At 54.7% G+C, this 13,466-nt stretch carries 9 protein-coding genes and 1 pseudogene; 8 read left to right on the top strand and 2 right to left on the bottom strand.

The window, feature by feature from the left end; genetic code table 11:
• Positions 1-29: 29 nt before the first annotated feature.
• On the top strand, positions 30-728 hold the full coding sequence (rluF, locus tag ACHHV8_RS31715) for a 23S rRNA pseudouridine(2604) synthase RluF (protein ID WP_395163180.1): 699 nt from the start codon (positions 30-32) through the stop codon (positions 726-728).
• A 141-nt stretch (positions 729-869) separates the two neighbouring features.
• On the opposite strand, the gene ACHHV8_RS31710 is transcribed toward rluF, so the two are convergent.
• The gene (locus ACHHV8_RS31710; protein WP_395163179.1) at positions 870-1,571 is read right to left on the bottom strand and encodes a response regulator transcription factor; all 702 of its coding nucleotides are present in this window, start codon (positions 1,569-1,571) and stop codon (positions 870-872) included.
• 170 nt (positions 1,572-1,741) lie between these two features.
• On the opposite strand from ACHHV8_RS31710, the gene ACHHV8_RS31705 reads away from it, so the two are divergent.
• Both ACHHV8_RS31705 and ACHHV8_RS31700 read left to right on the top strand, forming a co-directional pair.
• On the top strand, positions 1,742-3,748 hold the full coding sequence (locus ACHHV8_RS31705; protein WP_395163178.1) for a sensor histidine kinase: 2,007 nt from the start codon (positions 1,742-1,744) through the stop codon (positions 3,746-3,748).
• Complete coding sequence (locus ACHHV8_RS31700) at positions 3,690-3,812, top strand: hypothetical protein (RefSeq protein WP_395163680.1); 123 nt, start codon at positions 3,690-3,692, stop codon at positions 3,810-3,812. Before ACHHV8_RS31705 ends, ACHHV8_RS31700 begins: the two co-directional genes overlap by 59 nt.
• Positions 3,813-4,021: 209 nt before the next feature.
• Here ACHHV8_RS31700 and ACHHV8_RS31695 read toward each other — a convergent pair whose 3' ends face one another.
• The gene (locus ACHHV8_RS31695; protein WP_395163177.1) at positions 4,022-4,891 is read right to left on the bottom strand and encodes an AraC family transcriptional regulator; all 870 of its coding nucleotides are present in this window, start codon (positions 4,889-4,891) and stop codon (positions 4,022-4,024) included.
• A 208-nt stretch (positions 4,892-5,099) separates the two neighbouring features.
• Between ACHHV8_RS31695 and ACHHV8_RS31690 the strand changes: the two genes are divergently transcribed.
• The 5 genes and pseudogenes from ACHHV8_RS31690 to ACHHV8_RS31670 all read left to right on the top strand — a co-directional run bounded on the left by ACHHV8_RS31690 (position 5,100) and on the right by ACHHV8_RS31670 (position 13,417).
• Complete coding sequence (locus tag ACHHV8_RS31690; protein ID WP_395163176.1) at positions 5,100-6,275, top strand: galactokinase; 1,176 nt, start codon at positions 5,100-5,102, stop codon at positions 6,273-6,275.
• A gap of 70 nt (positions 6,276-6,345) precedes the next feature.
• Positions 6,346-7,332: a UDP-glucose 4-epimerase GalE gene (galE, locus tag ACHHV8_RS31685; protein ID WP_395163175.1), complete on the top strand. Its 987-nt coding sequence runs from the start codon at positions 6,346-6,348 to the stop codon at positions 7,330-7,332.
• Positions 7,333-7,476: 144 nt separating this feature from the next.
• Positions 7,477-9,081, top strand: a complete 1,605-nt coding sequence (locus tag ACHHV8_RS31680; protein WP_395163174.1) for a UDP-glucose--hexose-1-phosphate uridylyltransferase — start codon at positions 7,477-7,479, stop codon at positions 9,079-9,081.
• 165 nt (positions 9,082-9,246) lie between these two features.
• Positions 9,247-11,453 (top strand): annotated as a pseudogene (locus ACHHV8_RS31675) (methyl-accepting chemotaxis protein).
• A 506-nt stretch (positions 11,454-11,959) separates the two neighbouring features.
• A complete protein-coding gene (locus ACHHV8_RS31670) occupies positions 11,960-13,417 on the top strand; it encodes a circularly permuted type 2 ATP-grasp protein (protein ID WP_395163679.1) in 1,458 nt (485 codons plus the stop codon).
• Positions 13,418-13,466: the final 49 nt, after the last annotated feature.

The following is a 13,466-nucleotide window of genomic DNA, read 5'->3' as shown; positions in this document are numbered from 1 at the left end:
GGAATTGAAATGATAAGTGGAGTGAAGAGATGCGAATTAATAAATTCATAAGTGAGACCGGCTTCTGCTCGCGCCGGGAAGCGGACAAGCTGGTGGAAGCGGGGCGCGTGCGCATTAACGGCCAGGTTGCCGAATTGGGCAGCCAGGCGGAGCCGGGGGACGATGTGCGGGTCGATGGAAAACCGATTCAGGACAAAAAGCCGCATGTCTACATTGCCTTGAACAAGCCCGTAGGCATTACAAGCACAACGGAACGGCATGTGCGCGGCAATATTATCGACTTCGTGGGCCATCCGGAACGGATTTTCCCGATTGGACGGCTCGATAAAGATTCGGAGGGCTTGATTCTGCTTACGAATGACGGGGATATCGTCAACAAGATTTTGCGGGCCGAGAATAATCACGAAAAGGAATATATCGTTACGGTCGATAAGCCTCTGACCCGGATGTTTCTCCAGGGAATGGCCGGCGGCGTTCGCATCCTTGGGACAATGACCAAGCCCTGCGAGGTGTATCAGACGGATGAACGAACGTTCCGTATTATATTGACGCAGGGGCTGAACCGGCAAATCCGGCGGATGTGCGCGGCCTTCGGCTATGAGGTGCGGCAGTTGAAGCGGCTGCGCATCATGAACATTCAGCTGGGGAAGCTGGGCAGAGGGCAGTGGCGGGATTTGACGGAGCGGGAAATGGACGAGCTGCTGAAGCGCATCTCCCATGACAGCTAGCGGGGCAGATTCAGGAACTTTGGTGCAAAGAAGCAGCGCAGGACGGCTGCGCTTCCCATAACAAAAAAGCAGGGCAGGAACGGCGGCAGATGATCTCCGGAATTTCCGCGAATTATCTGCCGCCATGTCCTGCCCTGGCTTTTATGCCTCGGTGACGTTGAATTTATAGCCGACTCCGCGAACCGTCTGGATGAAGGCGGGCTCTGTCGGGTTGGCCTCGATTTTTTTGCGCAGGTTGCTTATATGTACGAGCAGCGTCCGTGTATCTCCGTTACTGTCGACGCCCCATGCCATTTTGTACAGCTGTTCGATCGGTACGACTTTGTTCGGCTTGCGGGCGAGGAGCGCCAGCAGATCGAACTCTTTGGAGGACAAGGGCGTTAGCTCTCCTTTGACCCACACATTGCGGCTCAGCAGGTCAATCTCCAGCCCGGGGAACGAGAGCTGCTGCGAGTCCTCCTTCTGCTGCTCCAGCAGCTGCTTGCGGCGCAGGTGGGCCTTCACCCGGGCGACGAGCTGGCTTGGGCTGAACGGTTTGGTCATATAATCGTCTCCGCCGATGCTCAGACCCAAAATGATGTCCATATCCTCGCTGCGGCAGCTGATGAAAAGAATCGGCACGTGATAGGACCGGCGCAGCTGACGGCAGATCTCGATACCGTCCATCCCCGGCAGCTGGATATCCAGTATGACCATATCCGGCAAATGCAGTTCCATATACTCAAAGGCGCTGGGGCCGTTATCGGTAGCCAGCACCTCATAACCTTCCTTTGATAAATACAACCGGATGAGTTCGACAATTTCAGGCTCATCATCAACAATTAAGATTTTCTCCCCTGCCATGGTGCTCCTCCTTATTTCCTATCTCGATATGGCAATAAAGGCAATTTACCGCGTCACTTGTAGTTCCCAAAACCTAAAAATTACGATACGATGAAGGAAACTATCAATTAAGAAAGAAAGTGGTACTGATTTCCAGAAACTATCTCTATTATATATGGATTCCAACGCTAATGGCTATCCTTTTATTGGGATTTTTATCGGGCTGCAGCCTGCGCGGACTTCCTTCCGAGGCTTCGGCTGCGGCGAAGCGGGGCGTATTGGATTTGAGCGGATGGCAGTTTCGGAGCGATGGGAATGTGGCATTGAACGGAGACTGGGATTTTTTCTGGGAACAGCTGCTGGATCCGGGGCAAGTGGAGGCCGCTTTGAAGCCGGATCAGGAGAGGATTCAGCTTCCGCATACATGGAACGGATATCTAGTGAACGGCCGTCAGCTGTCGGGCTTCGGGTGTGCCACATTTCATTTGAAGGTCATGCTGCCGTCCGATTCCGGACTGCTCGCTTTGGAGATACCGACGATCAGGACAGCCTACAAGCTGTGGATCAACGGACAGGAGATGGGGAGCAGCGGTACGGTGGGAATGGATAAGCAATCGTCTGCCCCGGGCTATTTTCCACGGGTCGTGTATTTTCATACGGAAGAGTCTGCAGCGGATATTACCCTTCAAGTATCCAATTTCGACCACCGGTCAGGGGGCATTTGGAAGCAGATTTGGCTCGGCGATGCGCAGAAACTGACGGAATCCTATCACCGGCAGCTGATTCTGGACGCGCTGTTCATCGGCAGCCTGCTGTTTATGGGCTTATACCATTTGGGATTGTTTCTCATGCGCTTCAAGGAATCCGGGGCGCTGTATTTCGCGCTGTTTTGCCTCATGTCCGGTGTCCGGGCGATGTTTGTGGGGGAAGGCACCGTGTTTTTGCTGCTGCCGCACCTGCCTTGGCTGACAGGCATCCGAATCGAGTACCTGTGCTATTATTTGTCCGTGCCGCTCATTATCATGTTTTTCCGGGGGATTTATCCGCAGGAATTCAAGCTCCGGTATGTGAGGTGGATTCAATGGACAGGACTGCTATTTGCGCTGTTCGTTTTATGTACCCCGGCCTCCTTGTTCTCCTATACTATTCCGGTCTATCAGGCGATTACGCTTGCGGTTTGCCTGTTCTGCATCCGGTGCGTGGTGGAAACCGTCCGCAATAAGAGGGACGGCGCCTTGTACGTTCTGACCGGCGTGATCGTGTATGCCGTTACGGTCGTGATCGACATGATGTATTTGAACGAATATATCGCCAAAGGGAATATTTCCATGTTCGGCTTATTTTATTGCATATTTATGATTTCGTTTATTATCAGCTTAAAATCGTTCCGCGCCTTTGCCGCGGTGGAAACCTTGTCCCGTCAGCTGCGCGAGCTGAATATGGGTCTGGAGCACCGGATCAAGGAACGGACGGCGGAGCTGGAGAGGTCGAACCGCAGCCTGGAGAAAATGAATGAGGATCTGGGACGTCTGGAGAAATCGAGGCGTCATCTGCTGAGCAATATTTCCCACGACCTGGGCACGCCGATGACCTTGATCCAAGGCTATGTCGAGGCGCTCATTGATAAAGTAGTTGTAGCTCCCGAGCAGCAGGAGAAATATTTGCGGCTGATTCTGACGCGAATTAACGGCTTGAACCGGCTCATTACCGATTTGTTTCAGCTGTCCAAGCTGGAAGCAAGACAGATCGATTTCGCGATGCAGGAAATGGGCGTCGAGGAATTCGTGCAGTATTATCGCGACCGCTATGAGATTGAGGTGAGAAACGCGGGGCTCACTTTCAGCATGCAGGCGCATATCCAGACAAGCGCGGCGGCGGGGCAAAAATACGCGGTCTATATCGATATCGACCGGATTGACCAGGTGCTGACGAACATCATCTACAATGCCATCAAGCATACGCCAGCCGGAGGATCCATCGCTTTGCAGATTTTGGTCGACCGCGCCTCGCTCGTTATGAAGGTGCAGGATAACGGCAGCGGTATCGACCCGGATGAGCTTTCCCTACATCTTCGACCGCTTCTACAAAAAGGACAAGTCCCGCAATTCCGCCGAAGGCGGCAGCGGGCTTGGGCTCGCTATCGCCAAGGAAATCGTCGAATTCCACGGCGGACGCATCTGGGCGGAAAGCAGGCTTAACCAGGGCGCCTGCCTGTCCTTTGCTCTGCCGTTAAGGGAGGCGCGCGTCAAGCTCCCGGAATAAGGGAGCAGAAACCCCTGCCGCGATTGTCAGCGACAGTACCCCTTTGCAGCCAGTTCATGGATCACAGCTCGGCCAGCTGTCACAACCATGGTTTACAGCCGTGATCCATAGCTGCGGCCCGCAGTTACAGCTACTTCTCACAGTGGCAGTCTACAGCTGCATTCCATAACTTAAGTCCGCAGCTGCCGCCAACAGTCATTGTCCGAAGACTACAGCCGCTTCATCGCGCTCCGGTAATCGGACGGCGACATGCCATACAGGCGCTTGAACTGCTTCGAGAAGTACAGCGGGTCCTGGAAGCCGACCGAGGAGGCGATCTGCTCGACGGTCAGCTCCGCCCGTTCTCTCAGCAGCAGGCGGGCCTTGTCGATCCGCAGCCGCAGCAGGAAGGTCACCGGGGTCAGCCCGGTGTGCTTCTTGAACAGGGTCGACAAGTAGGCGCGGTTATAGCCGAGCGCTTCGGCCATCAGCTCGATCGTAATCGGCTCCGCGTACTGCGTCGACAAGTAGTGCAGCGCCTGCTGCACGATATGCTCGCCGCTTCCGGACGGGTGGGGGTCGTCCGCCTGCTGCGGCTTCAGCGCTTCCGCGTACTCCGCCAGCAGCAGGTGGAGATAGCCGTTGGCCTTCAGTCCGGCGTATGGCGCACGGGTCTGGAACACGGTCTGCACGTGGTGGTACAGCACGGGGATGGTTCTTTTGCGACCGGTGCGCACAATCGGCTGCTGCGAGGACAGGCCGATCTGCTGCAGGAGCCGGGCGGCGCGGTCTCCCTCGAACGCAATCCAGCGGTAGAACCAGGGATCGTGCTCATCCGCCTGATAATGAATCAGCTTTCCCGGCTCGATCAGAAAGCTGTCCCCGGCCCCTAGCCGGTAGGTGGCGCCTTGGCAGGTGAACGTGCCGGAGCCGGACTGCACATGGTGGAGCAAATAATAATCAACGACTTTAGGCCCGGGCTTATGCCCGGGCTTTGTTTGGCTGCTGCCGGTGAACAGCACGCTCAAGTCGCTGTCCGATTCGGGCTGCGGATTGGATACCACATAGTAGCTGTCGGTTCTTTTGATCGGGGTAGACATGGCGGACGGCCCCTTTGCTTTGAATTTCATTACAGAAAGTATATCATAGTAAGATCAAGAGGGAAGTATGTAATCTAACATTTTTCCATGTGATACTGACATCGTTCCATAGTGGAAACATGGTGCCGGCAGTATACTGAAAACAAGATACAGCGGTGCAGGTCCGATCCGGACGGCGCCGCGCAAAACCAATAGAGGCGGTGTATTCATGGCAGACTTACAGGCATTGCAGCAGCAGTTCAAGGAATGGTACGGAGAGGAAGGCGCGGTGCCGATCCGCATATTTCACGCGCCGGGGCGCGTCAATCTGATCGGTGAGCATACCGACTATAACGGCGGCTACGTGTTTCCGGCTGCGCTGACCTTCGGAACCATGATGCTGATTCGCAAACGCGATGACGGACAGGTTGGACTGGCTTCCACGAACTTTCCATTGCGCAAACATATTTCCATCAGCAATCTGACTTTTGATCCGGCTGACGATTGGATGAATTATCCGAAGGGCATCATTCACGAGCTGCAGCAGCGAGGCTTGTCTGTCGGCGGCTATGATATTTTGTTCAGCGGGGCCATTCCGAACGGCTCGGGCTTGTCCTCCTCGGCATCGCTTGAGGTAGTCACGGCCTTCGGTCTGCTGACGATGGAAGGACAGCCGACGGATAAGGTCGACATCGCGCTTTTATCGCAAAAGGTGGAAAATGAATTCATCGGCGTCAAGTGCGGAATCATGGACCAGTTTGCCGTAGCGATGGGCAAGAAGGATCATGCGATTCTGCTGATGTGCGATACGCTGGAATATAAGCATGTACCTTTCCAAGGCGGAGCTTACAAGCTTGTTATCGGCAATACGAACAAGAAACGCGGCTTGGTCGATTCCGCTTACAACGAAAGACGCGCGCAGTGCGAGCGGGCGGTCCGCGATCTACAGGCGCAGTTCCCCGAGCTTTCGCTGCTGGGACAGCTTACGCTGGAGCAGTTCAGTACCTATCAGCATCTGATCAAGGATGAGGTTGTGCGCAAGCGCGCGAAGCATGTCGTCGAGGAAATCGACCGTGTGCTGCAATCGATGAACGTGCTGGAGAAGAACGATCTTGAAGCCTTCGGCCGGCTGATGGTCGCTTCCCACGAATCGCTGCGCGACTTGTACGAGGTTACCTGCCTGGAGCTTGACGTCATGGTTGAGGAAATATTGAAAATTCCCGGCGTGCTCGGATCGCGGATGACGGGTGCCGGCTTTGGCGGCTGCACGGTTTCACTGGTGCATGAGGATGCTGTAGCGCAGCTTATTGAGCAGGTAGGACGTGTGTATAACGAAAAAACAGGCCTGACCGCCGATTTTTATGTGTGCGATATTGGCGACGGCGTAAAGGAAATCGAAGCTTAAAGAAAGCATAACGAATCAAAAAATACGCTGTACAGCGGGTAGATTTATAAAGCTATGGGAGGGAAACAAGATGGCAATTATGGTAACGGGGGGAGCGGGCTATATCGGCTCGCATACGGTAGCGGAGCTGCTGGCAAGAAACGAAGAGGTTATCGTCGTCGATAACCTTCAGCAAGGACACCGGGAAGCGGTGCTGGGCGGCAAGCTTTATGTCGGAGATCTGCGCGACGCGGCATGTATGGATACGGTATTCAAGGAAAATAACATTGAAGCGGTGATTCATTTTGCGGCCAATTCGCTGGTTGGCGAAAGCATGCAAAATCCCGGGAAATATTATCATAACAACGTATACGGCACGCTGTGCCTGCTGGAGAAGATGAACGAATACGGCGTGAAGAAGATTGTATTCTCTTCGACGGCAGCTACGTATGGCGAGCCGGAGAACGTGCCGATCGTGGAAAGCGACCGCACCTTGCCGACCAACGCCTACGGCGAGACCAAGCTGGCTATGGAAAAAATGATGCGCTGGTTCGACACCGCGCACGGCATCAAGTACGTATCGCTGCGCTACTTCAATGCGGCGGGCGCGCACGAGAGCGGAAAGATCGGCGAAGACCATTCGCCGGAAACGCATCTGATTCCGATTATACTGCAGGTTGCGCTTGGGCAGCGGCCGCACATTTCGATCTTCGGCGAGGATTACGCCACGCCGGACGGTACTTGCATCCGCGACTACATTCATGTGACGGACTTGTCCGACGCGCACATTCTGGCTGTAGAGAAGCTGCGCAGCGGCGGCGAGAGCAGCATTTACAACCTCGGCAACGGCAAAGGCTTCTCGGTGAAGGAAGTCATCGAGATTGCCCGCAAGGTGACCGGCCACCCGATTCCGGCTGTCGTTGAGGCGCGCCGGGCGGGAGATCCTGCCGTACTGATCGCTTCGTCCGACCGCACGAAAGCGGAGCTCGGCTGGAAGCCGCAGCGGGACAGCCTGGAGAAAATCATCGAGACGGCATGGGCGTGGCATCAAGCGCATCCGAACGGCTACGCCGAATAACGAATTGACTATAGCGCTGTACAAAGTATAGATAGCGTCCCTGCGGTGCGGATGCCCTGAGTGGCGGAAAAGCTTGGGCGCTACCGCCTAGGGTGCATGGCAGGATACAGGCATCGGTAGGGTACAGAAGGAGGGACGACCCTTATGAACGAATTAACCGTGAACGAAACGGAGCTTGCCCGGGAAAAACGGGCAGCGGCGGCAAGGTCAGTCGAGGAGCTGGTGCAGTTCGGCATCCGGCATAAGCTGATCGAGCCGATCGACAGCTATGCTTCGCGCAACGCGCTGCTGGAGCTGCTGCGGATCGGCGAGCCGTACGAGGGCGAGCTGGATACGCATGCGGACAGCCCGGTACCGCTGCTGGAATCGCTGCTGGATTACGCCGCCGAGGCGGGCATTTTGGAGGCTGACAATACGACGCTGCGCGACCTGCTGGACGCGAAGCTGATGGGCTGTCTCATGCCCCGGCAGTCCGAGGTTGCCGACCGCTTCTGGCGGAAGGCGAAGCAGGAGGGGGTCGAGCATGCGACGAACGATTTTTACCGGCTGTGCATCGATTCCAACTATATCCGCATGGACCGTATCGCCAAAAACCAGTATTGGCTGGCCCCGACGGAATACGGCGATTTGGAAATTACCGTAAACCTGTCCAAGCCGGAGAAAGACCCGAAGGAAATTGCGCTGCTGAAAAACGCGCCGCAAAGCAACTACCCCAAATGTCTGCTGTGCATCGAAAATGTGGGGTATGCAGGCCGCCTGAATCATCCGGCCCGGCAAAACCTGCGGGTCATCCCGCTTGAGCTTGACGGCGACCCGTGGTTTTTCCAGTACTCGCCTTACGTGTACTATAACGAGCACAGCATCATTTTCGATAAACAGCACCGTCCGATGAAGACGTCTACTTCGACGTTTTACCGGCTTCTGGATTTTATCGACCAGTTTCCGCACTACTTTATCGGTTCGAATGCCGATCTGCCGATTGTCGGCGGATCCATCCTTAACCATGACCACTTTCAAGGAGGGAAGCACCGGTTCCCGATGGAAAAGGCGCCGGTGGAGCGTACCTTTACGCACCCGGACTTTCCGAATGTGAAGATCGGTATGGTCCGGTGGCCGATGTCGGTCATCCGGATCTCCAGCCATAACAAATCGCTGCTGCTGAAGCTGGCGAACCTTCTGCTGCAGGCATGGAAAGGGTACAGCGACGAGGCTCACGATATTGTGGCCTTCAGCGAGCGGGAGGGCGTTCAAGTCCCTCACAATACGATCACCCCGATTGCCCGCAATAACGCCTCCGGCGAATATGAGCTGGATCTGGTGCTGCGCAACAACCGGACGAGCGCGGAGCATCCGGACGGCATTTTTCACCCGCATCAGGAGCTGCATCATATCAAGAAGGAGAATATCGGCTTGATTGAAGTCATGGGGCTGGCGGTGCTGCCGGGAAGGCTCAAGGACGAGCTGGAGCTTATCGTGCCTTTGCTGACAGGAGAACAGCCGTTCGAAGATAACGGGGCGGCGAATCCGGACCATCCGCTGCACAAGCATTGGACCTGGATTGGCGAGCTGATCAAGGAGCATGGTACGAGCCTGTCGGCGGAACAGGCCGCAGAGGTGCTGCGGCAGGCGGTTGGTGGCAAATTTGCTGACGTGCTACGCGACGCTGGCGTGTACAAACGGACAGAGCATGGTGCCAGCGGATTCGATACCTTCCTTCAATCGTTCGGTTTTTCCAGAAATAATTTATAGTTTTGTCAAGACCTGTCGAATATAGGCAGGTTTTTTTGTTTCCATTCACAAAAAAATGCCTATTTTCTTACGTGAAATAGGAAATTTGTCTCACGCCAAATGGAAGTATGTGTTATAATTGTTAACATAGTCATACTGTTTGCTATGGCATGGGGGGAGAGGCAGATGTTTGATTGGATAGGTTTTAGAAAAGGTTGGCCGTTGTGGAGGTCATACCGCTTAAATCGGAATTTGAAGGACGATGTGGAAGACATTTTTGAAGGTATTGCAAGCACCCGGATGGAGCTTCTCAAGAGCTGGACGAATGAATATTGGGGGCATTTGGACCGGCTGCTGGCCCAGATCGTCTCCTTGGAAGACGAACGGGAGAATCCTCGGAGTACCTGTCCGCTGCATTGGCCAAGCTGTTGGCCGGAACAAGAAACCGTGCTTCCGATTTTTCGGAAATCTTTTTGCTGGACGAGCATGCGGAAGTCGTATTTTCCTCGTATGCTAAGCATGTAGGAACAAAGTACGCCGGCAAAAGCCTTCTGTCCAAAGGACTCGACTATTCGGGCAAAGGGGACAAGTGCTTGTTCGGACCGTATGCCGATCCGCTGACCTTGGAGATCGGGCCCAGCACCTCGGCTTTTCACGATAAAATGACGCTGTTATTTATGGTTCCGCTGATGGAGCAGGGCGTATGGAAGGGCGCGCTGTGCGGACGGGTGCCCAACGATGTGATCGGTGATTTGATCCAGCGCGAATCCGGGCATGTGTATCCCGATTCCGGCGACAACTATATTTTCATGGCCCGCCCGGCTCTGAATACGCACATCGCACCCGGCACGGCGCTGTCGCGCAGCCGGTTTGAGGGCCGAGCCTTTACCCACGGGGAGAACCTGAAGGATGGTGTGACGACGGATTGGGGGATCGTATCGGTCAAAGAGCATACCGAGCTGGAGATCATGTTCACGGATCCGGCAACAGGGGAGCTGCATCCCGGGGTAGCCAATACGATTGCGAACGGCAGTAATCTGTTCGTTGCCTTTCCGGGGTATTCCGACTACCGGCATATTCCTGTTATCGGGAAAGGGGTCACCTTTCAGCTGCCGCACTGTCCGGACGTATGGGGGATGATGTGCGAGGGCGACCTGGAGGAGGTATACCGGATTCGCGGTATCGGCTGGAAGCTGACCAAGCTGCAGCTCCCTTTGATCGGATTGTTCGGCGTATTGTCCGCGCTGTTGGTCTACTTCCTGATGAATCGCGTTCCGACGCTCGGGATGGCGGGAATTATTCTTGCGTTCAATCTGCTGTACGGCTTAGTGGTAGCCTGGACGCTGCATGCCAAAGGCTCCCGGCCGGTTGTGGAGAACCTGCACAAGATCAACCGGTTCATCCGCATCAATGCGGAAGGCAAGGGAGATTTAACGCAGCGGATCGACTGCGCGCAGTTCGAACAGGATGAGACGCGGGAGCTGGCCAAGTGGATCAACAACATGATCGATTCGCTCGAGGGTATCATGCTTCAGGTGAAGCAGGCTGCGGCGGATGTTATGATAAGCCAGCAGCAGCTGAATCAGTCGGCGGTAAGCACGGAAGGCTCGACCGAGAGGGTGAGCGGCAGAATCCACGATATGATCCGCAGTATTCGCAGCCAGCTGAAGGACATTGATGTCGCCAAGGACGCCGTAGGCGAAATGCAGGGAACGCTGCGTGTGCTCGAAGACAAGGCTATGGAGCAAATTTCCGTCGCTCAGTCGGAAGTCGGACGGATCGGGGAGAAAATGAATCAAATTTCCACGAAGGTGGCGGAAACGAACAAAACGATTCTGACCTTTATGGAAACGACCCAGCAGATTCGGAGTGTGCTGCAGGTCATTGAAGAGATTTCGAACCGGACGAACCTGCTGGCGCTTAACGCTTCTATTGAAGCGGCCCGCGTGGGCGAGCACGGCAAAGGCTTTGCGGTGGTCGCCGGGGAAATCCGCAAGCTGGCGGAGCTGACCCGCAAATCGACGGAAGAGATCAGCGATACCGTACACTTAATTTACAGCAATGCGCAGGAAGCGTTCGCTTCTATGGAAGAAGGCACCCAGGTTGTCACCGAAGGGAATCAGCTGGTTGCAGCCGCGTCGGAAACGTTAAGCGGAGCCGGCGCCGATTCGCAGAAGACGCAGGTGGTCGACGAGGTTGTCGGCCTGATGGAGAAGATTGCCGCGGTCAGTATGGAAAACCGGAAAATTTCTACGGAAGTGGAAGGTAAGGTGCAGGAGCTATTGACGGATATCGTTAACGTGCGTCATACCTCCCATCACGTCGAAGGAATCACCGGATTTTTGCAGCAGCTGGTCGAGCAGTTCCAGCTTACGGAAACCAGAAGAAGATAATTCGTCTGCGGGCAAAAAAAGTAACACAGCCGCCAATCCCGATTTCGGGACGGGCGGCTGTTTGTGTTAGATACGTGCCACGGCCTGGGCGGTACCGGAACAGCTGTTTATGTTAGGCATCGATACCCTGGGCGACACCGCGGCTGTTTATATTAAACATCCATGCCCTGAGCGGCGCTTGCAGCCGTAGTTCGGTTACGTCGGCACCGGAAATGTTCCTTCCTCCAGACCGGCAGCGATGTCATTTTAACCGGCCATGCCGTGTAAAAATAAGATAGGACCGGAACCGAAAAACCGAGGGACAAGCTTTGTTAAATAATTGTCATTAATATTGACATTAAATGCCTAGAAGCATATGATAAATAGTATAAAAGCATGAAACATTCGGTTTTTTTAAGAGTTTTATGAAATTAATGTTATAAAATATAACATAAATGATTGAAAAAGTGGGGAGGAACTGGTTCGAAGGGCTTACTTTATATCAGCCTGTGAAACCGGGACAGCGTATGGCGATGATCAGACACTCCGGCAATGCTCCGTATCCGTTAGAAGCTTTTTATGACGAAATGTTTACACGGGAGTCCACTGTACGTTCTCATTACCTGCAGGTGCATACGACTTTTTCCAAGATGAGCAAGGAAGAGCTCGATGCCAAACAGAGAGCGATGAACCGCCGGATGCTGGAGGAGGGGATTACGTTCACGCTGTATCACCCTGAGCAATCCATGCCGCTGGAGCGAACGATCCCGTTCGATATGATCCCCCGCATCATCCCGGCTGAAGAATGGGCTGTCGTCGAGCAGGGGCTCCTGCAGCGGGTCGAAGCATTGAACCGGTTCCTTCACGATATGTACCATGAGCAAAAGATGGTGCTGGATGGACTGATCCCTCGCAAAATGATTGTCGGCAACCGCTACTTCCGGCCGGAGATGATGCATGTGGATGTTCCCGGCGGTGTATATATTACGACCTCGGGCATCGATCTGATCCGCAATTCCGACGGCCGGTATTACGTGCTTGAAGATAACTTGCGCTCCCCCTCAGGCTTCTCTTACTTATTTAAAGGCCGCTCGATTATGAATCAGCTCTTCCCGGAGCTGACGCTTTCCTGCTCGATCCGCGATGTGGAGCACAGCCTGAACCGCTTCCTTTCGGCACTCCGCAGCTTGTCCCCGAACCGTAAGGCCGAACCGGTCATTGCACTGCTGACGCCCGGCGAATTTAATTCCGCTTATTTCGAGCATGCGTTTTTGGCTCAGCAGATGGGGATTCATTTGGTCGAAGGCCGCGATCTGGTCGCTATCGATCATAAAATCTATATCCGCGGGATGAAGGGGCTTACGCAGGTAGATGTGCTGTACCGCCGGATTGACGACGACTTCCTGGATCCGCTTGCCTTTGAGCCCGACTCCTTGCTCGGCGTCGCCGGAATTATGAATGCTTACCGGGCAGGCAATATTGCTATTGCGAATGCTCCGGGTACCGGCATTGCGGATGATAAGGCCATCTATGCTTACGTGCCGGAGATGATCCGATATTATCTGAAGGAAGAACCTATTCTGGAAAATGTGCCTACCTATCTGTTATCGCGCAAAGAGGAGAGGGAATATGTATTAGAGAGGCTGCCGGAGATGGTGGTGAAGGAAACGTCGTTGTCCGGCGGATACGGTATGCTGGTCGGCCCTGCGGCCGCGGCGGAGGAAATCGCCGCCTTTGCGGAACAAATCCGGCTGCACCCCGACCGCTATATCGCCCAGCCGACGATGCAATTGTCCAGAGCGCCGGTGCTGATCGACGGACAGCTGGCGCCGCGGCATATCGATCTGCGCGCTTTTGTGCTCATGGGGGAGGGGGGCGCTCATATTATTCCGGGCGGTCTGACCCGCGTGGCGCTGAAGGAGGGCTCGCTGGTCGTCAACTCCTCACAGGGAGGCGGCTGCAAGGATACTTGGGTTATGGCTTGATGCTTAGGGAGCCGGAATACGGCTGATCTCAAATTTAGGAGGGGTGTCC

Origin of the sequence: Paenibacillus sp. TAB_01, assembly GCF_043945595.1 — a bacterium.
In the GTDB taxonomy this organism is placed as follows: Bacteria; Bacillota; Bacilli; order Paenibacillales; family NBRC-103111; genus Paenibacillus_S.
The sequence above is the reverse complement of the archived record's forward strand: the minus strand, read 5'-3'. Positions and strand labels throughout refer to the sequence as shown.

Excerpts from the sequence above, each read along its gene's own strand:
- ACHHV8_RS31670 (WP_395163679.1), top strand. The coding sequence starts at position 11,960 with ATGGCGATGATCAGACACTCCGGCAATGCTCCGTATCCGTTAGAAGCT.
- rluF (WP_395163180.1), top strand. The coding sequence starts at position 30 with ATGCGAATTAATAAATTCATAAGTGAGACCGGCTTCTGCTCGCGCCGG.
- ACHHV8_RS31695 (WP_395163177.1), bottom strand. The coding sequence starts at position 4,891 with ATGTCTACCCCGATCAAAAGAACCGACAGCTACTATGTGGTATCCAAT.
- ACHHV8_RS31705 (WP_395163178.1), top strand. The coding sequence starts at position 1,742 with ATGGCTATCCTTTTATTGGGATTTTTATCGGGCTGCAGCCTGCGCGGA.
- ACHHV8_RS31680 (WP_395163174.1), top strand. The coding sequence starts at position 7,477 with ATGAACGAATTAACCGTGAACGAAACGGAGCTTGCCCGGGAAAAACGG.
- ACHHV8_RS31710 (WP_395163179.1), bottom strand. The coding sequence starts at position 1,571 with ATGGCAGGGGAGAAAATCTTAATTGTTGATGATGAGCCTGAAATTGTC.
- ACHHV8_RS31690 (WP_395163176.1), top strand. The coding sequence starts at position 5,100 with ATGGCAGACTTACAGGCATTGCAGCAGCAGTTCAAGGAATGGTACGGA.
- galE (WP_395163175.1), top strand. The coding sequence starts at position 6,346 with ATGGCAATTATGGTAACGGGGGGAGCGGGCTATATCGGCTCGCATACG.